The sequence below is a fragment of the Streptomyces sp. TP-A0356 genome (genome assembly GCF_001417775.1).
Classification (GTDB): Bacteria; Actinomycetota; Actinomycetes; order Streptomycetales; family Streptomycetaceae; genus Streptomyces.
The window spans coordinates 226,848-251,716 of the sequence record NZ_BBZJ01000015.1; the positions used below are offsets into that span (position 1 = coordinate 226,848).

Consider the following 24,869-nt stretch of genomic DNA (forward strand, 5'->3'; position numbering starts at 1 on the left):
GTACTCCCGTGTTGGGTGCGGCGGCCACCGCTCGCGCCGGATGGGGCGGCCACCGCTCTTATCGGGTGGCGGTCACCGCCCGTGTCCGGTGCGGTGGTTCACCGCTCGCTGAAGATGTCCTCGTAGATACCGGGCTCCCCCACGGCGTAGTTGACGCCCAAGGGGCGTGAGGAGACGACGAGGTTGATGCCCTCGCGGGCGACGGACCAGTCGCCCAGTCCGAGGCCGGACAGCAGCTCGCGCATCTCGGGGACGGTGTAGCCGCTGCGCAGTGACCGCATGAACTGCTCGGCCTCGCCCGCCGAGTACTGCAGGACGAAGGAGATCATGCCCTCGTCGGCGTCCCGGGCCAGGTCGTAGATCAGGACGGTGCCGCCCGGACGGCAGACCCGGGCGCACTCGGCGATAGTCTTCTCGGGCCGCTTCCACCGGGGCACGGCACAGAAGCTGAAGACCACGTCGAAGGAGTCATCGTCGAACGGCAGCCGGTTGGTGTGGGCGTAGTCGCAGTTGAAGCGACCGCCGTAGGCGACCAGATTGGCGAAGATCGCGTTCTCCCGGGCGACCTCGAGGAACCGGTCGTTGGAGTCCACCGCGACGAACTCTGCCTGCTTGTGCAGGGCGGCCAGCCGCAGGGACACCAGGCCGGGGCCGCACCCCACCTCCAGCACCTGCTCCGCCTTGGAGACATGGGGTTCGAGCAGCTTCATCAGATGCTGCATCGGGATGATGAGCTGGGTACGCATCGTGCGGTCGAATTCGCGGCACTGCTCGACCTCGGTGAACGGATCCGGTCCGGTGACGCGTTCGGCGAGGTCGAAGATGCGCGTGGGTTCCTCAGACAATGTTCAGCAACCGCCTTCCGTTCTCGGGCCTGACCTGCCAGTTGAGGATCTCGGTGCTGGCCGACGTCGGCTGGGGCAGCCGGTGGTTGGCCTCGGAGTAGAACGTCTTGGAGATGTTGTCGATGTAGTGCCAGCCCTTGGGGTACGTGACCTGCAGGGCGTCGTCCGTGACCTCCAGCAGCCCCTTGTCGACCAGGCCGTCGATCTTCTCCGTGAAGTACTCGTACGGATCGACGCCGTGCCGGGCCCGGTAGTCGGCGCGGCTGACCCGCAGCAGCTTCAGGCCGAGGACCAGGCTGCGGCAGCGCCGTTCGTGCTCGTCGGTGTAGGCGCCCATGACGGCCGGCAGGCGGCCGGAGTTGACCGTCTCGATGTAGCGGCCGATGTCGGGCTCGGTGCAGTAGAGGTGGTTGTTGAGGTAGCCGTACGCACCGGCGCCGATCGCCACCATGTCGCCGCACCGCCCCCACACCTGGGCGAGGTGGTCGGTGAGCGAGAGGCTGTCGGCCTTCAGGCCGCGGAAGGGCTTGGAGCCGTCGGGCAGGATCGGGAAGGTCTGCGCGCCCTTCGCCGCCCACTCGGGCTTCATGGGCTCGGCGAAGTCGTTGTAGGTCAGCGCGAGGTAGTTCTTGGAGAGCAGCTCCTCGTGCATGTAGTGGTACATGGCGTCCGCCTCCTTCGTGCTCGGGCAGGGCGGCGTGATGCCGCTCTGCACCGCGAAGAAGGCCTCCGACCCGGGCAGGACCGCGTAGTTGTACACGGAGAACGAGGTCACGGGGATGCTGGTGAGGGTGGCGATGTCCTGCGCCCACAGCTCCGGCGTCTGGCCCGGGATGCCGATCATGAAGTCGATGCAGATGTTCTCCATGCCGTTGCGGTCCAGGAGCTCGATCGTGCGCAGCGCGGACTCGCCGGTGTGGGCCCTGGCCCGGCCCAGATAGCGCAGCAGCGGGTCGTGGAAGGTCTGCACTCCCATGCTGACCCGGTTCACGCCGTGCCGGAGCAGCACGTCGATCTTGTGCTGGTCGATGTCGACCGGGGTGCTCTCGATGGTGACGGTGTAGTCGTCCGTGAACTCCAGGTGCCGGCGCAGGAAGCCGAGGAGGTCGTCGAGCTGTTCGGCGCGCAGGGTGGTGGGGGTGCCTCCGCCGAAGTAGCCGGAGGAGAACTTCACTCCGTCGAGGTAGCCCAGCCGCGAGTACAGCAGGATCTCGGCCTTGAGGGCTTCGAGGTAGTCGGTGACCAGGGTGTTGCGGGTGTGCAGCTTGTTGTACGGGCAGCTGGTGCACACCTGGTTGCAGAACGGGATGTGCAGATAGAACGAGACGGTCTTGGGGCGGTTCTCGATGGTCGTGAACATCTGATCGGACGTCAATGGCCCGATGTTGCACGGGTACCAGCGGACGAACTCGATGTCGCGGTCCGGGTACTCGCGCCAGAAGCTCGGCGTGTCCAGGAAGTTGCGGGTGATGGTCTCCTTGGCCGCCGCGGCGGCGTTGGGCGCTTCGGTCATCGGTGCCCTCTTCTCGTGGTGGGGCGTGGGGCGTTCGGGTTCGGATCGGTGAGGTCGAGTCGGTGGGTTCGGTCAGATGCGGCTCAGCGCGTCCGCCAGCAGGCGTTCGGTCCGCAGCAGCCGCCGGAACGCGGCGCCGGTCTCCTCGGCGAGCCGGTCGCGGTGGCCGTCCAGTTCGCCGGCCGCGTCGGCGCGCAACCGGGGCAGCCGGGCGGTCAGGACGGTGGCCTTCGCCAGGTGGTCGGGGGTGCCCGACCGCAGGGCGTCCTCGCGTTCCCGGTAGGTCTCCCGGAGCTCCTTCCATGCCTCGCCCGCGTCGGGCACCAGCAGGTCGTCCAGGGCCACCCAGGCGGCCCGGGCCTCCTCGATCGCGGCGAGGGCGGCGGTGTGCGCGGGGCCCGAGAGCCATGGGCCGGCCTCGGCGAGGAAGTCGCCGTAGAGGTTGCGGAATCCGCTGCCTCCGGTGCCGGCGAACTCGAAGTCGATGTGCGCCGCCGTGAGGCGGTCCACCACGCGTTCGGCGGGAGCGGTGCGGATGTCATGGGTCAGCTCGGCGCCGAACGCCGCGAGGCCGGCCAGTCCCTCGTTGGGCAGGGTGCTCTGGGTCAGCGCGGCGTGGCAGGTGCGGACCGCCTCGCGGAAGCCGTCCTCGTCGGGCAGCCGGGCGGTGGACCAGTCCGCCGACAGCCAGGCGTGGGCGGGCGGGAACGGCTGGTGCGTGGAGGCCCGCGCGGTCGCCAGTGCCTCGACGGGGACGGCCATGGGGCCCGGACAACGGTCGGAGATCCAGGCGGTGCCGGTCTTCTCGTCGAGTGCGTGGACCACGACCGCGTGACCGCCGAAGTGCCTGCTCGCCTGGAAGTACGGCAGGTGGAAGAGATCGACGTAGCAGATCACCGGCCGGCCGGCGGCCAGTTCCTCCCGCAGCTCGTGCAGCGCCCGGTCGGGGTCGTCCGTCCGGTGCACGGTCACGTCCAGGCCGAGCGCACGGCACAGCCGGGTGATGAACAGCGGGAACGGTCCGTTGCGGGTGGAGGTCATGCTGCGGAAGACTCCGCCGGGCGCGGACGGCTGGTACCAGAAGCCGATGCCTCCGCCGAGGCCGAACAGCAGCGGTTCCCCGATGTCAACGCCGTTCACCAGCAGTTGCTTGCGCAGGGACGAGGTCTCGCAGTGCGCGCCCCCGAACTCACCGGGATCCGCGGCCAGCGGACCGCCGGGGACGGGCGCCGTGCCGGGGCTGGTCATCGGGCCGCCTCCAGGTCTTCCAGGGTGAGGTTGCCGGGCTTGAGCATCCGGTCCATGGCGCGGCCGACCGTCGCCCGGTCGACCTCGGTCACGGTGGCATCGGTCCGGAAGCGGGCCCGGATGCCGTCGGCGATCTCGGCGCACACCTGCCGGGCCGGGCGGTCGGGGCACTCGACGCGGATGTGCAGCAGGCCGTCGCGCACTCCGGCGGCGTAGTACAGCCCGGTGCCGGGGACCGAGAGCACCGACTCCTCCAGGTCCAAGCGGTCGATGGGCCGCCCGTCGACGACGAGCCGGTCGCTCGCCCTGCCGTGGTGGCGTACGGTGCGCCGTACGCTGCCGCAGGGGCAGGGCTCGGGGTCGACGGAGACCAGGTCACCGGTGCGGTAGCGGAGCAGTGGCATGGCCTGCGCGACGAGGGTGGACAGGACCAGTTCGCCGGTCGTGCCGTCGGCGAGGGGGGTGCCCGTGGCCGGGTCGAGGATCTCGAACAGGTGCCGGTCCTCGGTCAGATGGGCCCTGCCGTGTCCGCAGCTGAGGGCGAGCGAGTTGGTCTCCGTGGTGCCGTACGCCGAGATCAGTTCGGCCTGCCACATCCGGGATATCTTCGCCAGCTTGGCCGGCGAGCAGGTCTCCCCCACGTACAGCACGGTCCGCACGCCGAGCTCGGCGGGGTCGTGGCCCATCTCGGTCAGCAGGTCGAACAGGCGCAGCGCGCGGGTGGGGGAGCAGACGATCCCTGCCGGGCGCAGGGTGGCGATCATGCGCGCGGTTCGTTCGATGGGGCAGACGGCGGACAGGATGCCGACGCCCACGACCGTGGCCCCCACCGTCTCCAGCGCGCGGTCCAGGTCGTACGCGGCGAAGGACAGCTCGTACGGAATGGCGACGAAGACCGTGTCGCCCGGTCCGAAGCGTTGCCCTACGGACAGTTCGGTGGAGACGTTGCCGCGCACCCAGTCCTGGTAGGTGATGGCCGAGGAGGTGGGCGAGCCGGTGGTACCGGTGGACTCGCCGTAGCGGACCAGGCTGGTGAGGGGCGCCGCGATGAGGCCGAAGGGATAGCCGTCGCGCAGGTCGTCCTTGGTGGTGAAGGGCAGCCGGCGCAGCAGTTCGTCCCCGTCGGTGCCGTCCGGAAGTCCGCCGGCTGCGAACCGGCGCCGGTAGAAGGGCGATTCGCGTCGTGCGTACGCCACCTGCTCGCGCAGCCGGTCCAGTTGCCAGGAACGTACCCGCGTGCGGCCGAGCGCCTCGAAGGCGTGCAGCTCTGCCTGGGCGGTCTCGCGCAGGGCGGAGTGGCGTTCGCGCGCACGGTCCGGGGCCGGGGCCGGCACCGTGGTCGTCGGCGCGGCCGGGGTGTGGTCGAGGATGGCCATGGGTCCTCAGCTCTCCTGGAGCACGGTCTTGAGTACGGACTCCGGTACGGGCGTCTCGAAACTGCCGTCCGACGCGTGCACGCAGCCGATGGCGTCGAGGAGGATCAGATGGGTCTCCTCGCTGGAGCGGCGCTTGTTGTCGGTGCGGATGACGTTGAGGATCTGGTCGGGTGTGCAGCCGCGGGGGATGCGGGTGGGCAGTCCGAGCCGTTCGCCGAGCACCCATTCCTGCTTCTCGAGCACCTCGGGCGGGGTGATGCCCAGGCGGATGCCCACGCGTGCGGCGGCGCACATGCCGATGCCCACCGCGAGTCCGTGCGGGAGATCGCCGCACAGGAACTCCGTCGCGTGCCCCACGGTGTGCCCGTACTCCAGGATCACGGCCCGGGAGCGCTCGGTCGGGTCGCTGGCGAGGATGCGCAGCTTGGACTCGATGATCTGATGGCAGATCCCGAGCAGGTCGTCGTGGACGGCCTCCAGGTCGGGGGTGAGCCGGGCGGCCAGGCGGTCGAACCAGGCGGCGTCGTCGATGAGTCCGTTCTTGACGGCCTCCACCAGACCGCTCTTGTGGTTCACCGGCCGCTCGGTGCGCAGATGGGCGACGTCGGCCCAGACGAACAGCGGGGCGTGGTAGAGCCCGAACTGGTTCTTGCCGCCGCGTCCGTTGATGGCCTGCTTGTTGCTGAGCGTCCCGTCGGTGAGGCCGAGCAGGGTAGTCGGGATGTCGACGTACCGTACGCCGCGGTACAGCAGCCCGGCCGCCAGCCCGGTCAGGTTGCTGACCATGCCGCCGCCGAGCGCCAGGACGATCGACTGCTTGGTGGCGCCCGCGTGCACCAGCCGCTCGCACAGTTCGGTCAGCCGGGCCCAGCTCTTGTTGCCCTCGCTCTCGGGCACGGTGAGGACGGTGACCGGCAGGTCCGCCTCGTACAGCCGGCGGGCCAGGGGCTCGGCCAGCAGTTCGCGTATGCCCTCCCCGCACACCAGGAACAGATCGTCGAAGTCGTGGGAGGCGAGGTGCTCCGGGAGCAGGTCCGTGATGCCGTCGCCGAGGTGATAGGGGCTGGCGGGCCGGACACCCGTGGTCAGTTCGATGAGCGGTACGCGTGCCACGTGCCGTTCCTCCTCGTCGTCTTGGGTCAGCTTGGCCGGGCGCGGTGACCCGGGACTACGGATGGGCGGCGGGATGACCGGCGCCGCCAACGGAACGGGCCGCGGCGCCCGCGGAGTTGATGCCGGTGTGGTCTCCGGCGGCGGTGAGCTCGCGCAGCAGGGCCGCGGTGTAGGGGTTGGCCGGGTCGGGCGGGAAGTCCACCGCCGTGCCGGCGAAGACGTTGGTGACCGCGGAGGCGATCACAGCGGGATCGGCGACGAGGCCGGACAGCTCCTCGCGCAGGGCCGAACAGGCGCGCAGCGCCGCCATGGTGGCGATCCGGTTGACCGCCCCGACGCTCTCCTCGACGGTCTCGTCGCCGAGGAGCACGGTGCCCAGTTCGCCGACCACGGCGCGCAGCAGCGGCAGTTGGCCGGCGACCGAGGTGACGAAGACGGTCGGCACGCCGTGCGCCACGGCCGTGTACTGGCAGACGGGCTTGAGTCCGACCACGGTCAGGTCCCGCAGCCGTGGGTCCTCGCGGAGCCGACCGGTGGGCACCGAGGTGGCGAGGTTCGCGAACACCGCCTTCGGGACGGTGGCACCACCGCCCGCGGCGTCCCCCCGGCACGATGCGATGGCCGCGGCGACGGCCGGGGGCGGCACGCAGACCAGGACCACGTCGCAGCGGGCGGCCAGCTCTGCCGGACCGTACGCCGGCACGCCGAGGCCGTGGGCGAGGTCGTCGGCGGCGGACGCCTCGGCGTCGCTGACGGCGACGGTCAGCCGCCCGGCCAGGCGTGCGGCCAGGGCGCGTCCGAGCCGCCCGGCGCCCAGCACCCCCACGGCGGGTCCGGCGGACCGCCGCCCGGTCTCCGGTGTGGAACGGGCCTGGTGCCCGGGGCGGGTGGTGCTCAACGGTCCCTCCCGGTGGGACGCCATGGGTACGGGCGACGGCGCCGGCTCTTCCCCGCGGGCGTGCGGTGGTCCGGGGAGCGGATGGTCCGGGGAGCGCGCGGGGTGGTTCATACGGCCTCCAGGTCTCGTAGGCCGATGCGTCGGCGGCCCGCCCGTTCGGTGGCGTCCAGGAAGGCCCGGCGGTCCGCGGTGTCCACCTGCCACACGACCCCGGTGAGCCGCCGCAGCGCCTCGGCGACCTCCTGGCGGACGTCCGGCGCGGCCGTGTCGATGCGTGCGGTGGGCCTCCCGCCGACGGCTCCGGTGACGCAGTACAGGCCGGTACCCGGCACGCTCAGGGCGGCCTGCTCCAGCTCGACGGCGGTCAGGGCGCGGCCCGTCGGCGACGACCAGCGGTCCTCTACGCGGCCGTGCTGCTCCAGGGCCGGCCGGGGGTCGCCGCAACCGCACCCCCCGAGCCGTACGAGGTCACCCGTGCGGAACCGCAGCAGCGGGGTTGCCTCGGCGGCGAGGGTGGTCAGCACCAGCTCGCCCGGCCGCCCGTCCGGTACCGGGTCCTGGCCGTCGGGGTCGACGACCTCGGCGTGGTAGAGCGTGTCCGTCAGATGCGCGGTGCCCAGGGCGCAGGGCAGCCCAGCCGCCGGCGTGAGCGTCGAGCCGTATGCCCACGCGGTGGACGTGCCCCACAGGGCCCCGACCCGGGCCGTCTTGGCGGGTGCGCAGGCGCCACCGACGTACAGCTGGGCGCGCAGACCCACCGAACGCGGGTCGTGCCCGGCGGCCCCCAGTCGATGGTGGGTGCCGACAGCGCGGTCCGGGGTGGCGACCAGCACGCTGGGGTGCAGGAGGGCCATCAGGGCGATCGCGCGCTCCGGTGGGCACACGGCGGACAGGGCGCCCACCCCGACCACCCCCGCGCCGAGGGCACCCAGCGCGCGGTCGGTGTCGTGGGCGCCACCGGACAGTTCGTAGGGTACGGCGACGAACGCCAGGTCGTCGGGGCGGACATGGGGCCGCAGCGCCTCCTCCATGGCGGCCGAGGCGCGCCCGAGGTCGGCGGCGGTGGCCGCGGCGCCGAGCACCCGGCCACGTGTGTCGCGGGATTCGGCGTAGCGCGCGATCCGGCCGTGGCCGACCGCGGTGAGTCCGAGCGGCCCCGCGGCGTCCACCGCGTCGGCGGTGGTGAACGGCAGGGTGCGCAGGTCCGCGAGGTCGTCGAGGACCCGGCCGCGGTGTGCGCCCCAGGCCTGCCGGTAGTGGGGCGAGCGGGACAGCGCGTACTCCAGCTGCGCGCCGAGCCGTTCGAGGGTCCGGTCGGGTGCGGTCCTCATCGGCCGGCTCCCTCGTCCGGTACGGCGTTGCCCGTCAACTCCCCGCTGTCGCCTTGGACTTCGGAGCGGCTGGGGCTGTCGTCCCCGGAGAAGTCGAGCTGGACCTTGACGCGCACGGCGCGTTCGTCGGGCGCGGCCGACAGGGCCTGGCGGGCCGAGTCGGCCGGGAAGCGGTGGGTGACCAGGGCCGAGGCGCGTTCCTCGTGGGCGGCGAGGAAGCGCATCACCTCGGGGAAGTCGCCGGTGCCGCCGATGGATCCGACCACCGTCAGTCCCTTGGCGACGACGAGGTCGGGGCGGAGCATGCCGCGCCGGGCCAGGCCGAGCCAGAGCACGGTGCCGCCGAGGCCGGCGAGGGCCAGCGCGCAGTTCACTCCGTCGGCGGTGCCGGAACACTCCAGGACGAGCGGGTACCGCGCGTGCCGGGCCATCGTCCGGTATCCGCGTACGGCCTCGATCTCCTCGGGTTCCGGCGGCGGGCTGAGTTCGGTCTCCGGCTCCAGCAGGCCTCGCACGGTTCGCCGTTTGGCCGGGTCGCGTTCGAGCAGGGTGACACGGGCGGCGCCGAACTTCCGGGTGAGCAGCAGCTGCGCGGCCAGGCCCAGCGCGCCGCCCCCCACGACCAGCACCTCGGCGCCTCGCGCCGACGGGCCCGCGGGCCGTAGGGCGTGGTGGACCACGGAGAAGAACTCGGTCATCGCGAGGGTGCCGGGCCGCAGCCCGTGTTCGTCGACGTACAGGAAGCGGCGGTCGACGCTCCGCTGCCGGACGGAGAACCCGTCGACGGTCAGCCCGAACTTCTCGATGTGCTCGCAGCGGTTGCGGTCGGTGCGGCACTGCGGGCAGTGTCCGCACCACAGGGAGCAGTCGCCGGTCACCGCCCGCCCGACGAGCCCGGTGGCGTCGCGTCCCGCGTCGACGACCCGTCCCGACCACTCGTGCCCGAACCGCAGGGGGTAGGTGCTGGGGCCGCCGTATGCGCCGCCGAACAGGCCGTAGTCGCTGCCGCACAGGGTCACCCGGTCCACGCGCACGACCACGTCGTCCGGTCCGCCGGGGCGGGCCTCGGCGGCCTCGCGCACCTCCAGCCGGCCGGGGGCGGTGATGACGAGGTCGGTCATGCGGACACCTCCTTGACCGCTTCGGCGAGTTGGTCCACGAGATGGGCCAGCTGCTCGTCGGTCTGGTGCAGATGGATCACCAGGCGTACGAAGCCGAACCGACGGGAGACGGAGACGATCAGTCCTCGGCGTTCCATCTCCGACTGGACGGCCGCCGGGTCCGGGCACGCCACACCGACGACCATGAGGTCGGGCGGGAAGGCCACCGGAAGGCCGGCCCGGTCGAGCAGTTCGAGCGTGGCGGACCGCAGCCGGAACACCTCGCGGGCCGCCGCCCGGTACCCGGCCCTGCCCTGCTGCCGCAGTACGGCGTAGGTGGCCAGCAGGGCCGCGCCGGGACGGGTGCCGAGGAGCCCGAAGTGATCGGCGGCGCCCTGGTAGTGGGAGGGCGAGCGCAGCGGTTCCAGGGCGGCGGCATCGCGGACCAGCAGGTATCCGGAGGGGATCGGGGCCCCGCCGTACTTGTGCGGGTCCACCGACACCGACTCCACGCCGTGGATCTCGAAGCCGGTGCCGGAGATCGGGTGGCCGAACTCCCGGGCGAACGGCACCAGGAACCCGCCGGTCGCCCCGTCCACGTGCACGGGGACGCCGAGCGAGGCGGCGTACGGGGCGATCGTCCCGATGTCGTCCACGGCACCGCACTCGCTGGTCCCGGAGGTGAGGACGGCGAGCGCGGGCCGACTGGCGACGGCCGCGCGGAAGACGGCGGTGTCGGCGCGGAACCGGTCGTCCAGGCCGATCCAGACGGGTTCGACCGGCAGCATCGCGAGGATCTTCTCGAACGAGAAGTGGGCGTTGCGGGCCAGCACGATTCGCGGCCTGCCCGGTCCGCTGTGGTTGCGGACGGCGGCCAGCACGGCGAGCAGATTGGCTTCGGTGGCCCCGGACGTGGGCACTCCGCCGGCGTCGGGCGCGCCCAGCAGATCGCCGAGCATACGGGTGACGAGCGCGGTGACCCGAGGCAGGCTCGGGAAGATCCGGTGGTCGCCCATGTTGGTGCTGAGGTGCTCGGCGAAGACCTGCCGCGCGGGCTCGAAGGGCTCGGAGCTGATGGAGTTGAAGACGGTGCCGTCCGCGTAGTCGTGGTCGTCCGCGCGCAGGCGCCGGATCTCTTCGAGCACCTGCGGCGTGGCCAGGCCGTCGTCCCAGGACTCCCAGGGCTCCCAGGGCGCTGTCGGCGCCAGGGCGTTCGACGGGTGTGCGGGCCGTGCGCTCGGTGGGTACGGAGTCCGGGACGGTGTGGTGTCCGCTCCCGGTGCCGATGGTGTCGCCGGTGCCATGTCGGTGATCCCTCCTGCTCCTCCTCGTACGGGGCCGTGCCGGTCGCTCACGCCAGCTCTCCGGCCCACTCGGTGCGATCGGTGCCGAGGCAGGCGGCGACCAGTCCGTCGGGGGCGCGTCGCACGGTGCACGGCACGCCGCGCAGGTTCGACGAGCCCATCGCCGGGCTCTCGTCGCCGTCCCGCAGCAGACGGTTGACGTTGGAGATCCGCCAGGAGCGGTCGGGGGGCAGTTCGGGGTACCACCACGAGGCGGCGGCGCAGAGCACTCCGGGTCGCACCTCGTCGGTGACCCGGGCCCGGAACAGGGCCTGCTGTCCGCGGGCCTCCAGGACCGTCCAGTCGCCGTCCGCGATCCCCTCGGCCGCCGCCGTGCCGGGATGGATCTCGACCCGGGGGTCCGGCTCCTTCGAGCGCAGTGAACGCACGTTTCGGAACTCGGAGTTGAAGTAGAACTTCGAGTGACGGCTCGTCAGGAGGTAGTCGCCGGCGCGTGGGTGCCAAACCGGCGCCTCGTACACAGGCAGCGGCTCGTAGCCCATCCTCTGCAGGCCTTCGTGGTAGAGGGCGACGCGTCCGCTGCGGGTGGCGAACCCGCGCTCCCGGTACTTGAAGTGGCGCAGCTCGGTGGGCCGGTAATAGCCGTCGGCGAGCTCGCGCCAGGTGGTGCCGGCCGGGGCCAGCCGGGCGTCCAGCGCCTCGCGCGCGCTGTCCCAGAAGCCCTCCAGGCCGAGGCGCCCCGCGAGGTCGTTGAGGATCTCCTCGTCCGACCGGGACTCCCCGACCGAGGTCACCGCGCGGCGGGCGGCCACGTAGTTGGCGTGCTCCACGATCTGGTCCCGCTCCAGCCAGCCGCTGGCGGGCAGCACGATGTCGGCCAGCGCCGCGGTCGGGGTGAGGAAGAGGTCCGTGACGCACAGGAAGTCCAGTGCGCCGAGCGCCTGCCGCACCCGGTCGGCGTCCGCGTAGGCCACCAGCAGGTTGCTGCCGAAGACGGCCATGGTGCGCACCGGGTAGGGGTCCTGCTCCAGCACGGCGCGCCACACGGCGGACGGATGCGCCCAGCCGGACATCGACAGCACACGGTGCCGGCCGGCGCCGAGGCGTTTGGCGGCCTGCTCGGCGGGCAGTGCCTCGTTCATCGGCATGGCGCGGCGACCGATGATCGGCTGCGGGTCCCAGAGCACGTCTCCGCCCGGCCGGTCGAGGTTCCCGCAGACCGCCGACAGCAGGATCGCGGCGCGGGCGGTGTCGAAGGAACTCGCGTGCTGTGCGGTGCCGGTGCCCAGTTCGACGGCGGCCGACCCGGCGGTGGCGTAGAGGCGCGCCGCCCGGACGATCAGCTCTTCCGGCACCCCCGTGATGCCGGCCACCCGCTGCGGGTCCCAGTCACGGACGTGTTCCTGCAGCTGCGCGTAGCCGGTGGTGTGCTGCTCGACGAACTCCTTGTCGATCAGTCCCTCGCCGATGACGACGTGCAGGAGTCCCAGTGCGAGGGCGGCGTCGGTGCCGGGACGCAGCTGGAGCCAGCACTCGGCGCGGGCGGCGAGTCCCGTGCGGTGCGGGTCGATGACGATGAGCCTGGTGCCGCGCGAGACCGCCGACAGCAGCCGGGTGCCGATGACCCCGTCGCCGTGGGTGGCGGCCTTGTTGCTGCCCCAGACGACGACGACCTCGGGGTCGTGCTCGTAGTCGCAGAACGTGAAGCCGCCGAGGGTGAGGATGCCCGCCATCACCCGGGGGTAGAAGCAGACGTGCGCCGGGCCCAGCACGTTGGGCGAGCCGAAGGCGTTGGCGAAGCGGAACAGCCATTCCTGGTAGTTGCGGTCGGTGCCCTGGGCGAGGACGACCGACTCTGCGCCGTCCCGCTCCCGCGCGGTGGCAAGGCGCTCGGCCACCTCGGCGAGCGCCTCGTCCCAGCCGATGGGCCGGTAGGAGCCGCTGCCGCGCGGGCCGGTGCGGCGCAGCGGCTGCCGGAGCCGGTCGGGGTGGTAGGCGTGCTCGATGGAGGCGCGGCCCTTGGCGCACAGGAAGCCGGCGTTGTTGGGGTTGCCGGGATGGCCCGTGATCGAGACGGCCCGGTCGCCGTCCACCGTCACCAGCGCGCCGCATCCCCCATGGCACATGCGGCAGACCGTGGGCACCTCACGCGTGGTCATCGTCGCGTCGCCGTCCCCTCCCTCGACTGAACCGGAGCCCCAGCTGAGCACGGCCGGTCGGCGGGGGGCCCGGGCCGGGCGGCGGGTTCACCGAGAAGGTCAACGCCGGGCGAGGCGCGTCACGGGGCCGTTGATGCCGGTCGGCACGAAGGCCTGCCGCGCCTTGTGAGGCACCGGCCCGCTCCGGAGGCTGCGAGTGCGGGCCGCGGTCCGCCCATCGGTACGGACCGCGGTCAGGACGGCACGTGCCGCCGGAAGGGGCCGCGGACGTCCTGTCCACCGCGGTCCACCCAGCCCAGCGAGCGAGGCGAGGCGTAATGTCCGTATCGACCGACGAGTCCAGCACCTCGTACCCCCGGTCCGCGCCCGCGGTCCCGGTCCCCGCGGCCTGGCTCAACTTCCCGCGGTTCCTGCCCGAGAAGATGCCGCCACCGCAGGACGCCGAGGGCGGGTCGGCGCTCGAACTGATGACAAGGATCCGGCTGCGGGCCGTGCAGGAGCAGGAGCGCTCCGACGACGTGCTGCTGCCCGTGCCCGAGGAGGTGCGCCGCCGCTACGAGGACATCGGACGTCCGACCCGGCTGACGCGGGCCCGCGCCCTGGAGACGTATCTCGGTACGCCGGCGCGCATCTACCTCAAGCGCGAGGACCAGCTGCCGACCGGGAGCTTCAAGCTGAACTCGGCGATCGCCCAGGCATACTTCGCCTCCCACGAGGGCGTACGCACCCTCGTCACCGAGACGGGGGCCGGGCAGTGGGGACACGCGGTGCAGTACGCCGCGCGGATGTTCGGCCTGGAGAGCATCGTCTTCTGGGCCGGCGTGTCGGCCCGGCAGAAGACCAGTCGGCGCGCCGTCCTGTCCATGCTGGGCGCGACGGTGCACGAGTCCCCGAGCCCGGTGACGGCCGTGGGCCGGGCGGTTCTGGAATCGGGCCGGCACGCCTCCGGCTCCCTGGGCACGGCCATCGGCGAGGCCATCTCCTACGCGGCCGAGCACCCTGAGGTGCGCTACATCTCCGGCAGCAACCTGCCGCATGTGCTGATTCACCAGACCGTGATCGGCCTGGAGACGCGTGATCAGCTCACCGCGCTCGGGGAGGAGCCCGACGTGCTGGTCGCCGCGGTCGGCGGGGGCAGCAACCTGGTCGGTCTGATGGGGCCGTTCCTGGAGCGCAAGTCGGCGCGCGGCGAGGGGCTCCGGCTGATCGGCGCGGAGTCGGCCGCCGCGCCCCGGCTGACCAAGGGGACCTGGCGGTACGACCACGCGGACCCGGGCCGGATGACCCCGCTGTCGAAGTCGTACACCCTCGGCCTGGACTACGAGCTGCCCGAGACGCATGTGGGGGGTCTGCGCCAGCACAGCGGGTCGACGGCCGTGGGCGTGCTGCGCTCCTCGGGCTGGCTGGACGCGGTCGCCTACGAGGAGCGGGAGATCTTCGAGACCGGACGGCTGGTGCTGCGGCTGGAGGGCTTCCTGCCGGCGCCGGAGTCGTGCCACGCGCTGCGCGCGGCGATCGAGGAGGCCCGGGCGGCCCGGCGGGAGACCGTGATCGTGGCGTGTGTGAGCGGGCACGGCCTGCTCGACATCGAGGGATACCTGGAGGCCTTCCCGGTCCAGGCGGTCTGAGGCCACCGCCACAAGACCACGCGAGGACAGAACTCCCCATTCGAGTCGAACCGGCGGCCCGCCGCGGCCGCCAGGGAGGAAACACCGTGCTGAAGTCGAGCTACAACGCCAATGGATTGCGCAGCGTCCCGGTCGAGGAGGCGGTTCGCGCGGTCGCGGACGCCGGCTACCAGGCGATCGAACTGTCCCTGCACCCCCAGCACATCGATCCCTTCGCGTTCGGCCCGGCCGACGCGGACCGCCTGTCGGGGGCCCTGGAGCGCAGTGGCATCGTCGCCTGCTGTCTGGCGGCCGGGGCCGACAACCTGCTCAGCGACGAGCGGTTCGAGCCGTCGCTGATCCACCCCACGCGGGAGGGCCGCGAGCAGCGGATCGACCTGATCCAGCGTGCCCTGGACATCGCGGCCGACCTCGGCGTCCCGGTGATCAACTTCGCCAGCGGCATCCGCAAGCCGGAGGTCTCCGAGCAGGACGCCGACCGCTGGCTCAGGGAGGGGCTGACCCGGCTGATCGACCACTGCGACGGGGTCAAGCTGGCCATGGAGCCGGAGCCGGGCTTCTTCGTCGAGACCAACGACCACGCGATCTCACTGATCGACGACTTCGCCTCGCCCGACTTCACCCTGGCCCAGGACCTCGGTCACTGCCGCGTGGTCGAGGAGGACTACCTCGGCTCCGTGGCGCGCTCCCTGCGCGCCACCTCGGTGATCCAGGTGGAGGACATCAAGGGCCGCCACCACTACCACGAGATCCCGGGCGACGGTGACATCGACTTCCGCTCGTTCTTCCGGATCTGCCGGGAGCAGGGCTACGAGGGCTACTACAGCGTCGAGTTGTACAACCACTCGGACGACTTCGACGCCGCGCTCAAGCGCAGCATCGCGTATCTGCAGGAGCAGTACGATGCCGCAGCTGCCGCCTGAGGGCGCGATCGGCTCCCCGAACCCGCGCCTGTTCGACCACCACATCCACGCGGACGGCCGCAACGCCGACGACTACGAGCTCATGGCGCTCAGCGGCGTGGACACGGTGCTCATCCCCTGTTCGTCGTCGAACGAGCCCCGTCCGTGCGGCGCGTCCCACGACGCCCGCTTCGAACGCCTGCTGACCACCGAGACCCGGCGCGCGGCCCACTACGGGGTGCGCGCCTGGATCGGGCTCTCGGTGCACGCGGCCGACATGGCCGATCTGACGAGCGCCATGGACGGCATCGACCGGCTCGCCGCCCGACTGGACGACCCCCGGGTCCTGGCCCTGGGCGAACTGTCGATCCGGCGGTTCACCGACGACGAACTGACGGTGTTCGGCAAGCAGTTGGAGCTGGCCACCGCGGCGGACAAGCCGGTGATGGTGGAACTGCCGCCGTGGATGCCGGAGTTCCACCGCATGGTGGAGGTGCTGCGGCGGGGGTTCGACGACGGGCTGGTCGATCCGGCGCGGGTGGCGCTGATGGACGTCGCGCCGGAGATGCTGCCGGTCGCGGCGGGGCTGGGCTGCGGGGGTCTGGGCATCGCCGTCTCACCGGCCTCCGACCGGCTGTTCCAGGTCCGGCGCAAGGCGGACCACCATCAGATCCTGGCTGTGCTGGAGGAGTTCGGCCCCGACCGGCTGATGCTGAACTCCGGCTTCCACTTCGGCTCGGCCGATCCGCTGGGCCTGTCGAAGACCGTACTGCGGCTCAGGCTCTCCGGCGTCGAGCCGGAGGTGCTGGACCGCATCGCCCGCAAGAACGCGGCCGCGTTCTTCCGGATCCCGACCGAACCCTACGAAGCCGCCGTCCCGACAGCACGGCAGGAGTGATGACGTGATGCTCTTCGACGCCCCGGCGGTCCTGCCGCCCCAGGACGAACACCCCGCCTACCTCGAACGCATCGTGGACCACCTGGAGCAGGCCCGCCGCAGCACGCCCGAGCAGGTCCTCAAGGAGTTCCTCGGCGCGCCCGCCGACCCGGCGACCCTCCAGGTGGACGGGGTGCACCACGTGGCCGTCTACGCCGGCGACTACGTGACCGAGGACGACTTCGACAACTGGCTCGCCTCCATCGAGGCGTTCGGCGCCGTCCGGGACGTACGGCACGGTCCTTCGTACATCGCCCCGCGCCTGTACGGCACACCCGGGCACTGGATCAACCTCACGGTGGACGGGTACGAGTACGAGCTGTTCAACTGCCGCGCCCGCGGCGAGTGGGCCACCTTCAGCGTCCGGCGCAAGACGGCCCTGATGTCGCACCACGCGCTGTCGGTGAACCGGCCCGAACAGGTACTCGCGATGCTCGACTTCCTCGGCGCGCGGCCGGGCATCGAGCAGCTCGCCTACACGCCGGCCGACGAGATCGGCCACACCTACGGTCATCTGCAGAGTGCGGAGACCGGTCTGGTGCTGGAGGTCGTGTACGCGGGGGCCCCCGCGTACGGCGCCGGACCGGGCCACGGCGCGGAGGCGGCCTGATGGCCGATCCGCGGCTACGGCTGCGGGACAACGCCCCGGGCCGCTTCTTCGTCGACAGCGAGTGCACCGACTGCGACACCTGCCGGTGCCTCGCCCCCGGCCTGTTCGCGCGCAACGACGAGGCCGGTTACTCGTACGTGGTCCGCCAGCCGGTCGATGACGACGAGGCCGACGAGCTGTACGAGGCGATGGACCGGTGTCCGGCGGACGCCATTGGGGAGATGTGATGGCCCGGGAGCGACGCCTGGACATCCTCGGTATCGCCGCGAGCGCGCGGAAGGACTCGACGAGCGGCGCCGCCCTGGACGTCGTGCTCGCGCGGGCCGCGGAACTCGGTTGCCGCACCCGGGTGATCCGCCTGGCCGAGGTGCGGTTGCCGTTCTGCGACGGGGACAAGACCGCACCGTGGCCGGAGTATCCGGCCGTCGCCGAGCTGCGCCGCTCGGTCTCGCTGGCCCACGGGGTGGTGCTGGCGACCCCCGAGTACCACGGGGGAATGAGCGGGGCGCTGAAGAACGCGCTCGACCTGCTGGACATCCCGCATGCCCGGGGCAAGGTGTTCGCCGGCATCAGCGCCCTGGGCGGCCGGTCCAACAGCAACGCACTGAACCAGCTGCGTACATCGGTGCGCTGGCTGCACGGATGGATGCTGCCCGACCAGGTCGCGATCCCCGACGCGCGCGCCGCGCACGCCGGCGGACGCTTCCACGATCCCGAGGTCACCGGGCGATTGACGCAGCTCGCCGACGAGCTCACCCACGCCGCCCGCGCGTTGGCCTTGAACACCGCCCCCGTTCCCCCTCAGGGTGGGCCCGACGCATGACGGCGACGGAGGGGACGGACCGGTGGACGCCGAGACGACACATCTGGTGGCGGAGCTCACGGCAGGCCTGCGCGCGGCCGGCGACCCGCAGACCGCGGAGGGGGCCAAGCAGTACCTCAAGAGCGATCTGCTGCACTACGGAGTCAGGCTGCCGGTCATCCGCAAGCTGGTGGCCGACGCCGTACGAGCCAACGGCCGGCTCGCTCACCCGCAGCTCGTGGCGTGCACCCGCGCCCTGTGGCGCCCCGAGGTGCACGAGTCCCGGATCGCGGCCTCGATCCTGCTGGAGAGGCATGTCCACGTCCTGCGGCGCGAGGACACCGCCCTGTTGGAGGAGCTGCTGCGCGACAGCCGCACCTGGGCGCTCGTCGATCTGCTCGCCGGGTCCGTCGCGGGCCGTCTGCTGCTGCGGGAGCCCGCCGTGGTCGACGTCTACCGTCGCTGGGCGGCCGAGGAACACCAGTGGATCCGGCGCTCGGGCGTCCTCGCGTTCCTGGTGCCCGTCGGCGACGAGGAAGGGTTCAGCCGGTACTGGCCGGTCTTCACGGAGATCGGCGACCCGCTCCTGGAGGACCCGCGGTTCTTCGTCCGCAAGGCCCTCGGCTGGGTGCTGCGGCAGGCGAGCAAGAAGCACCCCGCCGAGGTGTACGCCTGGTTCCGGCCGCGCGCCGACCGTTCGTCCGGTGTGACGGTCCGGGAGGCCGTCCGCTATCTCGGCGCCGAGCAACGCGAGGCGGTCCTGGCCGCCTACCGGCACGGAGACGAGAGCCCGCCCTGACACCGACCCGTCCCGCGATCCCGAGGTGCCCGATGACCGCCATAGACCAGTCGACGTCTCTCTTCACCGACCTCGTCCCGCGCCGTGTGCGCCGCGGCTGGGCCGCCCAAGGCCTCTACCGCGATCTCGACCTGTTCAGCCTGTTCGACGAGCAGGCGCGGCGACTGGGCGACCGCACCGCCGTCGTCGACGCCGAGGGCGAGGTCGGATTCGGGGAACTGCGCGACCTGGCCCTGCGGTTGGCCGGCGGACTCGCCGAACACGGCGTCGGCCGTGGGGACGTGGTCGGTGTCCAGCTGCCGAACAGCCGTCTGTCGTGCATCGTCGAACTGGCCGTCGCGGCGCTGGGCGCCGTGCTGCTGCCGTTCCCGCCGGGGCGTGGCGGCAAGGAGGCGGCCACCCTACTCAGCGGGGCGAGGGCCGCGTGCGTCATCGTCCCCGGAACCCACCGGGGCCACGACTATCTGACCCCGGTGCTGGCGCTCGCACGGACCCTGCCGGAGCTGCGGACGGTGGTCAGTGCCCAGCGCACGGACCGCAGCCCCTGTCTGGCGGATCTGCTGCGGTCCGAGCCGGCCGTCCCGGCGCGGCCGGATCCGGACGGTGCGGCGCGGATCATGGTGTCCTCCGGCAGCGAGGCGGCGCCGAAGATGGTGGCCTTCTCGCACAACGCGCTGGCCACCGGGCTCGGTGCGGTCGTCGGCGAGGTCCTCGAACCGGGTGAACGCCCCCGAAGCCTGTGGCTGGTGCCGCTGTCCGCCGCGTTCGGCAGCAACGCCACGGTGGGCACCCTCATCGTGCACGGCGGCACCCTGGTGCTCCAGCCGCGATTCGACGCGGCCGAGGCGCTGCGGCTGATAGAGCGTCACCGTCCCAGCCATGTCCTGGGGGTGCCCACCATGATGCGGATGATGGCCGACGAGCCGTCGGCGGCGACGGCCGACACCAGCGGGGTGCGGGCGGTGGTCGTCGGCGGCGCGAAGCTGGACGGCGCCACCGCGCGCCGGGCCGCCGCGCTGTTCCGGTGCCCCGTCGTCAGCACGTACGGGTCCTCGGACGGGGTGCACTGCGCGATGTCGGATCCCACCCGGGGCGGCAGCAGGTCGGGCCGTCCGAACCCCGCGATCGTGGACATCCGGGTGGTGGACGACGACCTGAACGACGTCGGTCCCGGCCAGGTGGGCGAGATCGTGGCCCGCGGCCCCTTCACCCCGCTGTGCTACGTGGGTGCTCCTCATCTGAACGCCCGCTACCGGACCCCGGGCGGGTGGGTGCGCACGGACGACCTCGGGGTGCTCGACGCGGACGGCAGGCTGACCGTCGTGGACCGGCGCAAGGAGATCGTCGTCAGGGGCGGGGCGAGCATCAGCCCGCTGGAGGTGGAACAGCTGCTGCTCCAGCTCGACGGGGTCCGCGACGCCGCATGCGTGGGGGTGCCCGATGCGCTGATGGGTGAACGGCTGTGCGCGTGCGTGGTCCCCGCCCCCGGTGCCACGATCACCCTCGGCGGCCTCGTCGCGCAGTTGCGGCACCGGGCGCTGGAGGACCGCAAGCTCCCCGAGCGCCTGGTGCTGGTGGACCGGCTGCCGCAGACGCCCACCGGCAAGGTGGACCGGCGCCGACTCAGGACGATCGCATGCCGTGGTCCCATGACCGACGGGTGATCAGCGGGCGGCCGGGGGCGCACCGCACCGGAGCGTCATCGGCGGTGTGGACGGTCTGGTACCACTCGACCACGGGGACGTCGTCGGTGAGGAAGATCGGGCTGCATGGATACACCTCGTAGAGCGGAGCGCCGAAGCCGGAGCCCCGGCGTGGCTTCGCGGGATGGGCGCCGCTGATCATCGACATGTCCGCGAGGCGCCGCGAGTGCCGTGAACCTACCTTGGCGAGGGGCGCCTCGCTCATGATGACCTCGTACCTCAGCCCGCGGACGCGCTCCAGGCAGCGCCACATGTCGCAGTTGTTGAGGTCGGCGTGGTCGACGCTGAGGCAGGCGTCGTAGCGGACCCCGTCGACCGGTCCGCGGTCCGGAAGGTCGTAGAGCACACCGACCGCGCGGGTGTGCGGTCCGGCGAGCCCCCATTCGAACAGCAGGGCCGTCAGCGTACGCCAGGTGTCCAGCCAGTACGCACAGTCCCCCGTGTGCCGCAGGCAGAGTACCGGCGTGGGCCGGGGTGGCACGATCTGCCAGCGGTCTTGGCTCATCTGTGAAACCACCATGTACGTATCCCCCTCGTATGGTGCCCTCGTCCCCGGCACACATCTCCCCCCGTCGGCGCACCGCTCTGCCGCCCGTCACGGCGGGTGCATCGGTGAGGGAGTGCCGGACGTCTACCGGCGTATTCGCGTCGGTCCTGCCGACCATGGGCTGGGTGGCAGGACGCATCCGTGCACGCTGGTGGTGAGTACGGCCGCGAGCGGGCCGCACAGGTCGGCGGCGCGCAGTGACGTCGTCACCGGGATCGCGGGGCCGTCGTGGCCTGCCCGCCGTGCCGGCGGCCCGCTCGGGTCCGCGTCCGGCAGTGTGGTCCAGCCGTCCGCCGCGGGGACCGGGTCGGGTCGCCGCCCGTCGGGGGGCCGACCGCTCCTGAGGACGGGGTCCAGCAGCAGCGTCGCCGCCGACAGCAGCGACGACTCGACCGCGCTGCCGCGTCCCGTCAACCGGCGGTGCAGCAGACCGGCCACGACCGCCTCGGCGCCGAGCATGCCGCCGAGCGAGTCCAGGACCGTCATCAGGGTCGGGCGGGGCGGCTCGCCGGGGTCGTGGCGCAGGGCGTCGGCGACACCCGAGCGCGCCTGCACCATGAAGTCAGTGCCCAGGGGCGGCGCCGGCACGGCGTCCGACCAGCCCGACGTGTGGGCGTACACCAGCGCGGGGTTGACCCGGTGCAGGGCCGCGCCGTCCAGTCCGAGCCGTTCGGCCGCGCCGGGGGCCCAGTTGTGCAGGAAGACGTCGGCGCCGCGCACCGCCGCCAGCAGCTCGCGCCGCCCGCGCTCGCTCTTGATGTCGACCTCCACGGCGTCCTTGCCGTGGTTGAGCGCCAGCCATACGGCGGAGTGGTCGCCGCACAGGGGTGGCATGCCCCGCATGGGATCGCCGCCGGGCGGCTCGACACGTATGACCTCGGCCCCGAGCAGCCGCAGCAGATGCGCCGCCAGCGGGCCCTGGATCCGGCGCCCCGCCTCCAGCACGACCAGACCGCCGAGCGGTCCGCGCTCAGGACGGGCCCCGGACCGCGGCGCGGCGGGCGGGACAGCCGCAGCGCCGGACGTCGACGTGCTCGTGTCCGGCGCCGGGCCGGACCTCAGCAGCCAGGGGTCCGGTGGTTCCGCGGTACCGTCCAGGCCCAGCTCGCGGCGCCGCTCGGCGATCGTCGTGATCGGGCAGATGCTGACGCCGTACTGCCCGGCCAGTCGGCGCACTTCGTCCCAGGGCCGGCGTACCGCGGTGTGCAGCTCGGGCGGAAGGGGGGCGGCGGCGACCGAGAAGCGCGCGGCGAACGATCGCCAGCCGTCTCGCGCCGCCTCGCGCGACGCCCCGAGGGCGGCCCAGAAGCGGGCCCACGGTTCGGCCTGGAGGGCCTCGATCTCGAACCACACCCCGTCCAGGCTCCGGAACGGGGGGCCGCCCGGGCCGCAGTCGGGAAGCCCCGAGTCGGCGGAGGCGACGGCCAGGTAGTGAGCGGTCAGCAGCAGGGCCGCACGGTCGACACCGGTGGCCGCCGCCTGGCGCCCGGCGTCCGGATCGGCGCAGGCGAGTTGGCTGAGCAGACCGATGGTGCCCAGGACGCCCGCGGCGGTGCCCGCGACATCGAGCGGCAGCGCACGCGGACGCCCGTGGCGGCGGCCGTGCACCTGCATGATCCCGCACACGGCCTGTGCGGAAGCCTCGTCGTGCACCAGGTCCGCGGGCAGCACGTCGGCCCAGCGGACCACCGTCCCGGCGGTCCCGAACGGCCCGTGCGTCCAGGCCCGGGCCGCCGGCGCCGGTCCGGGACCCTCCGGACAGTGGTCCTCGGCGCCGTCACCGCCCGCGGTCTCACCGTCCTCGTCCTCGGCGCCTGCCGCCGCGACGTCCCCGCCGAGACGGCGGAGATGGTCCCGGACCACCCGTGCCGCGGTGCTGGTCCCCGCCACGGCGCAGCGCCGCCCGGACAACGGAGCGAGTTTCTCAACGACGGGGTGGATCATTCAGTCCTACCTCCGAGAGAACCGCGGGCTTCGACGCCCGTGAGGCGACCGGCGAGGGTCAAGGCTCTGCACGCCCATCCGACCGTGCCCGGCGCCCGCTGTCCATCCCGGCGAGGCGGAATTGAACACCGCAGTCAAGTGCCGTCGGCCGTCGCAGGTCCCGGCGTTGCAGCGCCCTGCTTGTTGGCCGACGGGCCGCCGGAACGGGCGTGACCCGGCCCTAGTGTCGGTGGGCACCGCTCCGACGCCGCATCGCCGGCCCGCAGCTTCGAGGGGGAGGGGGATGTCCGTGGCCGCAGCGCACGAGGCCCGCGACTGTCCAGTGTGCCGGGAACCATGGCTGGTCCTGGCGGATCCGGCCGGTCTTCCGCACCGCATGGCCGAACTGTCGGCGGCCGCATGGCGGTTCAGCGGCGAGGACGCCGTACGGCGCCCCGCCGGTCCCGCCGTGATTCCACGGCCCGGCGCCGACGGATACGACGAGCACGACGAGCACGACACCTTCTTCGGCGTCGCGCGCGCCGAGGACCGCTCACCGGACGCCTTCCTGCTCGGCGGGCTGCACACGCACCACGTCGTGGCCTCGCATCAGCAGCACTGCGGCTGCGGGGACCCCCGCGACCTTCGGGTGCTGTCGTCCGGCTGGCGCTGTCTCATGGAGCACGCGGACGGTGCCCCGCCCCCCGCCGACTGCCCCGCCGACACCGCCGACGACGACGCCGCACTGGCCGACTGCCCGCGTCCGCACGAGCACTGGCGGGTCGGGCACCAGCTGTTCTTCGTCCTCATCCAGGCCGTCATCGCGGGCGTCCGGTGCTTCGTCGGAGAGTTGGACGCGGGCGACGAGGGTACGGCGGCCCGGTCGCTCGGCCTGGCGTCGGAGATGTGCCGGCACTCCGCCCTCGCCATGAAGTTCGCGGGAGGACTCAGCCCCGTGGACTACGAGTACGAGGTACGGCCCTCCATGCTTCCGCCTGCCGTCCGCCCGGGCTTCAGCGGCTTCCAGACCCGCGATCACGCTCTCCTGGTGAAGACCCTGCGGGCTGCGCGACCGGCCCTGGGCGCCCTGGGGTTCGACCACCCCGCGGTCGTCGAACTGGAGGGGGCGCTGCAGCGGGTTTACGCCGCCCACCGCCTGGTCTGTGCCAGGTTCGACGGGACGAAGATTCCAAGCCTGCGGATGGAGGTGTCCGGGCCCGAGTCCGCCAAGCGGGCGGGCACGGACGTCATCGACGAACTGACGACCCGCCGGCTGGCCCTGCTGCGCGGTACCACGTCGCGCCCGGACCGACGCTGAGGCGGACCGGCGCGGACCGACGCGGACCGGAGCGGACCGGCCGGAAGCGCGAACCGGCCGGAAGCGCGAACCGGCCGGAAGCGCGAACCGGCCGCGTGCGGTCCAGCCGCGTGCGGTCCAGCCGCGTGCGGTCCAGCCGCGTGCGGTCAGGGGGACGATCCCGGGTCGGCCGGGTCCGCCGCGACAGTGGCCCTTGCGCCGATCCGGGCGATGCCGAGAATCAGTGGGTGCACATCCTTTCGTTTCCCGAAGAGGCCACGCCGCCCGAGCTGCGTATGCAGGTACGGGAGCTCCAGGAGCAGGCGTGGCCGTCCGCGCCTGTCCCGATCGCTCCCGACTGCTCCCCGACCCACGATCCTTCGCTACGGCCGCTGTCGATGGTGCTCGTGGACGGGGAGACGGTGCTGGCCGCGCTGGACATCCTGGTCAAGGAGATCGTCCACGCGGGCGAGCGCTACGCCGCCGGCGGGCTGAGCACCGTGGTGACACGGCGGGAGGCGCGTGGCCGCGGACATGGTCTGCGCCTGGTCACGGTGGCGAGGGAGTCGATGATCGCGCGGAATCTGGATCTGGGGCTGTTCACCTGCGACCACCCGCTCCAGGCGTTCTACGAGAAGGCGGGCTGGCATGTTCTTCCCGGTGCGGTGCTGTTGGGCGGAACGCCGCAGGCCCCGTTCCCCAGCGACCAGCCCGGCTTCGACAAGGTCACCATGGCCGACTTCTTCTCGCACAAGGGCCGGCGCGCCGAGGCGTCCTTCCACGACAGCCGTATCGGGCTGTATCCAGGGGAGATCGACAGGCTCTGGTGACTTC

Annotated in this window: 22 protein-coding genes; 10 read left to right on the forward strand and 12 right to left on the reverse strand. The window is 72.4% G+C overall.

The annotated features are described in order from the left end of the window. Window positions 1-98: 98 nt before the first annotated feature. From ASC56_RS09575 to ASC56_RS09620, 10 genes are all read right to left on the reverse strand, one after another. Window positions 99-845: a class I SAM-dependent methyltransferase gene (locus tag ASC56_RS09575; RefSeq protein ID WP_055490825.1), complete on the reverse strand. Its 747-nt coding sequence runs from the start codon at window positions 843-845 to the stop codon at window positions 99-101. Further along, window positions 838-2,358: a coproporphyrinogen-III oxidase family protein gene (locus ASC56_RS09580; RefSeq protein ID WP_055490826.1), complete on the reverse strand. Its 1,521-nt coding sequence runs from the start codon at window positions 2,356-2,358 to the stop codon at window positions 838-840. The genes ASC56_RS09575 and ASC56_RS09580 overlap by 8 nt, the downstream gene beginning before the upstream one ends. Window positions 2,359-2,430: 72 nt before the next feature. Continuing rightward, the gene (locus ASC56_RS09585) at window positions 2,431-3,606 is read right to left on the reverse strand and encodes a BtrH N-terminal domain-containing protein (protein ID WP_055490827.1); all 1,176 of its coding nucleotides are present in this window, start codon (window positions 3,604-3,606) and stop codon (window positions 2,431-2,433) included. Continuing rightward, on the reverse strand, window positions 3,603-4,982 hold the full coding sequence (locus ASC56_RS09590; protein ID WP_079102395.1) for a phenylacetate--CoA ligase family protein: 1,380 nt from the start codon (window positions 4,980-4,982) through the stop codon (window positions 3,603-3,605). The genes ASC56_RS09585 and ASC56_RS09590 overlap by 4 nt, the downstream gene beginning before the upstream one ends. A gap of 6 nt (window positions 4,983-4,988) precedes the next feature. Continuing rightward, window positions 4,989-6,095, reverse strand: coding sequence for a 2-deoxy-scyllo-inosose synthase (locus ASC56_RS09595; protein ID WP_055490828.1), 1,107 nt, complete (start codon window positions 6,093-6,095; stop codon window positions 4,989-4,991). A gap of 55 nt (window positions 6,096-6,150) precedes the next feature. Further along, window positions 6,151-6,993: an NAD(P)-binding domain-containing protein gene (locus ASC56_RS09600; RefSeq protein WP_159039623.1), complete on the reverse strand. Its 843-nt coding sequence runs from the start codon at window positions 6,991-6,993 to the stop codon at window positions 6,151-6,153. A 107-nt stretch (window positions 6,994-7,100) separates the two neighbouring features. Continuing rightward, window positions 7,101-8,324 carry a phenylacetate--CoA ligase family protein gene (locus tag ASC56_RS09605; RefSeq protein WP_055490830.1) on the reverse strand — a complete coding sequence of 408 codons (1,224 nt, stop codon included), beginning with the start codon at window positions 8,322-8,324 and terminating at the stop codon, window positions 7,101-7,103. Beyond that, complete coding sequence (locus ASC56_RS09610; RefSeq protein ID WP_063784945.1) at window positions 8,321-9,445, reverse strand: alcohol dehydrogenase catalytic domain-containing protein; 1,125 nt, start codon at window positions 9,443-9,445, stop codon at window positions 8,321-8,323. The genes ASC56_RS09605 and ASC56_RS09610 overlap by 4 nt, the downstream gene beginning before the upstream one ends. After that, a complete protein-coding gene (locus tag ASC56_RS09615) occupies window positions 9,442-10,728 on the reverse strand; it encodes an aminotransferase class V-fold PLP-dependent enzyme (protein ID WP_055490831.1) in 1,287 nt (428 codons plus the stop codon). The genes ASC56_RS09610 and ASC56_RS09615 overlap by 4 nt, the downstream gene beginning before the upstream one ends. Window positions 10,729-10,775: 47 nt before the next feature. Beyond that, window positions 10,776-12,887, reverse strand: a complete 2,112-nt coding sequence (locus tag ASC56_RS09620) for a molybdopterin-dependent oxidoreductase (protein WP_055490832.1) — start codon at window positions 12,885-12,887, stop codon at window positions 10,776-10,778. Window positions 12,888-13,204: 317 nt separating this feature from the next. Here ASC56_RS09620 and ASC56_RS09625 point away from each other — a divergent pair, with 317 nt between their 5' ends. The 8 genes from ASC56_RS09625 (at window position 13,205) to ASC56_RS09660 (ending at window position 20,229) form a co-directional block, all read left to right on the forward strand. Then, window positions 13,205-14,515 (forward strand): TrpB-like pyridoxal phosphate-dependent enzyme, encoded by a 1,311-nt coding sequence (locus ASC56_RS09625; RefSeq protein WP_055490833.1) that lies wholly within the window; start codon window positions 13,205-13,207, stop codon window positions 14,513-14,515. 86 nt (window positions 14,516-14,601) lie between these two features. Further along, window positions 14,602-15,438 (forward strand): sugar phosphate isomerase/epimerase, encoded by an 837-nt coding sequence (locus tag ASC56_RS09630; protein WP_055490834.1) that lies wholly within the window; start codon window positions 14,602-14,604, stop codon window positions 15,436-15,438. Then, complete coding sequence (locus ASC56_RS09635) at window positions 15,419-16,315, forward strand: hypothetical protein (protein ID WP_055490835.1); 897 nt, start codon at window positions 15,419-15,421, stop codon at window positions 16,313-16,315. Before ASC56_RS09630 ends, ASC56_RS09635 begins: the two co-directional genes overlap by 20 nt. Before the next feature lie 4 nt (window positions 16,316-16,319). Then, entirely contained in the window at window positions 16,320-16,964 is a 645-nt protein-coding gene (locus ASC56_RS09640; RefSeq protein ID WP_159039624.1) for a hypothetical protein, read from the forward strand. Beyond that, window positions 16,964-17,191, forward strand: coding sequence for a ferredoxin (locus ASC56_RS09645; protein WP_055490837.1), 228 nt, complete (start codon window positions 16,964-16,966; stop codon window positions 17,189-17,191). Before ASC56_RS09640 ends, ASC56_RS09645 begins: the two co-directional genes overlap by 1 nt. Further along, on the forward strand, window positions 17,191-17,787 hold the full coding sequence (locus ASC56_RS09650) for an NADPH-dependent FMN reductase (RefSeq protein ID WP_055490838.1): 597 nt from the start codon (window positions 17,191-17,193) through the stop codon (window positions 17,785-17,787). Before ASC56_RS09645 ends, ASC56_RS09650 begins: the two co-directional genes overlap by 1 nt. Before the next feature lie 22 nt (window positions 17,788-17,809). Then, window positions 17,810-18,565, forward strand: a complete 756-nt coding sequence (locus tag ASC56_RS09655) for a DNA alkylation repair protein (RefSeq protein ID WP_063784954.1) — start codon at window positions 17,810-17,812, stop codon at window positions 18,563-18,565. A 32-nt stretch (window positions 18,566-18,597) separates the two neighbouring features. Continuing rightward, window positions 18,598-20,229 carry a class I adenylate-forming enzyme family protein gene (locus tag ASC56_RS09660; RefSeq protein ID WP_055490840.1) on the forward strand — a complete coding sequence of 544 codons (1,632 nt, stop codon included), beginning with the start codon at window positions 18,598-18,600 and terminating at the stop codon, window positions 20,227-20,229. Here ASC56_RS09660 and ASC56_RS09665 read toward each other — a convergent pair. Together ASC56_RS09665 and ASC56_RS09670 are read right to left on the reverse strand one after the other, a co-directional pair. Next, window positions 20,189-20,773, reverse strand: a complete 585-nt coding sequence (locus ASC56_RS09665) for a hypothetical protein (RefSeq protein WP_055490841.1) — start codon at window positions 20,771-20,773, stop codon at window positions 20,189-20,191. The genes ASC56_RS09660 and ASC56_RS09665 overlap by 41 nt on opposite strands. A 126-nt stretch (window positions 20,774-20,899) precedes the next feature. Then, complete coding sequence (locus tag ASC56_RS09670; RefSeq protein WP_055490842.1) at window positions 20,900-22,759, reverse strand: CoA transferase; 1,860 nt, start codon at window positions 22,757-22,759, stop codon at window positions 20,900-20,902. A 289-nt stretch (window positions 22,760-23,048) separates the two neighbouring features. On the opposite strand from ASC56_RS09670, the gene ASC56_RS09675 reads away from it, so the two are divergent. Together ASC56_RS09675 and ASC56_RS09680 are read left to right on the forward strand one after the other, a co-directional pair. Continuing rightward, the gene (locus ASC56_RS09675; protein ID WP_159039625.1) at window positions 23,049-24,056 is read left to right on the forward strand and encodes a hypothetical protein; all 1,008 of its coding nucleotides are present in this window, start codon (window positions 23,049-23,051) and stop codon (window positions 24,054-24,056) included. A gap of 227 nt (window positions 24,057-24,283) precedes the next feature. Then, window positions 24,284-24,865 carry a GNAT family N-acetyltransferase gene (locus tag ASC56_RS09680; protein ID WP_055490844.1) on the forward strand — a complete coding sequence of 194 codons (582 nt, stop codon included), beginning with the start codon at window positions 24,284-24,286 and terminating at the stop codon, window positions 24,863-24,865. Window positions 24,866-24,869 lie beyond the last annotated feature (4 nt).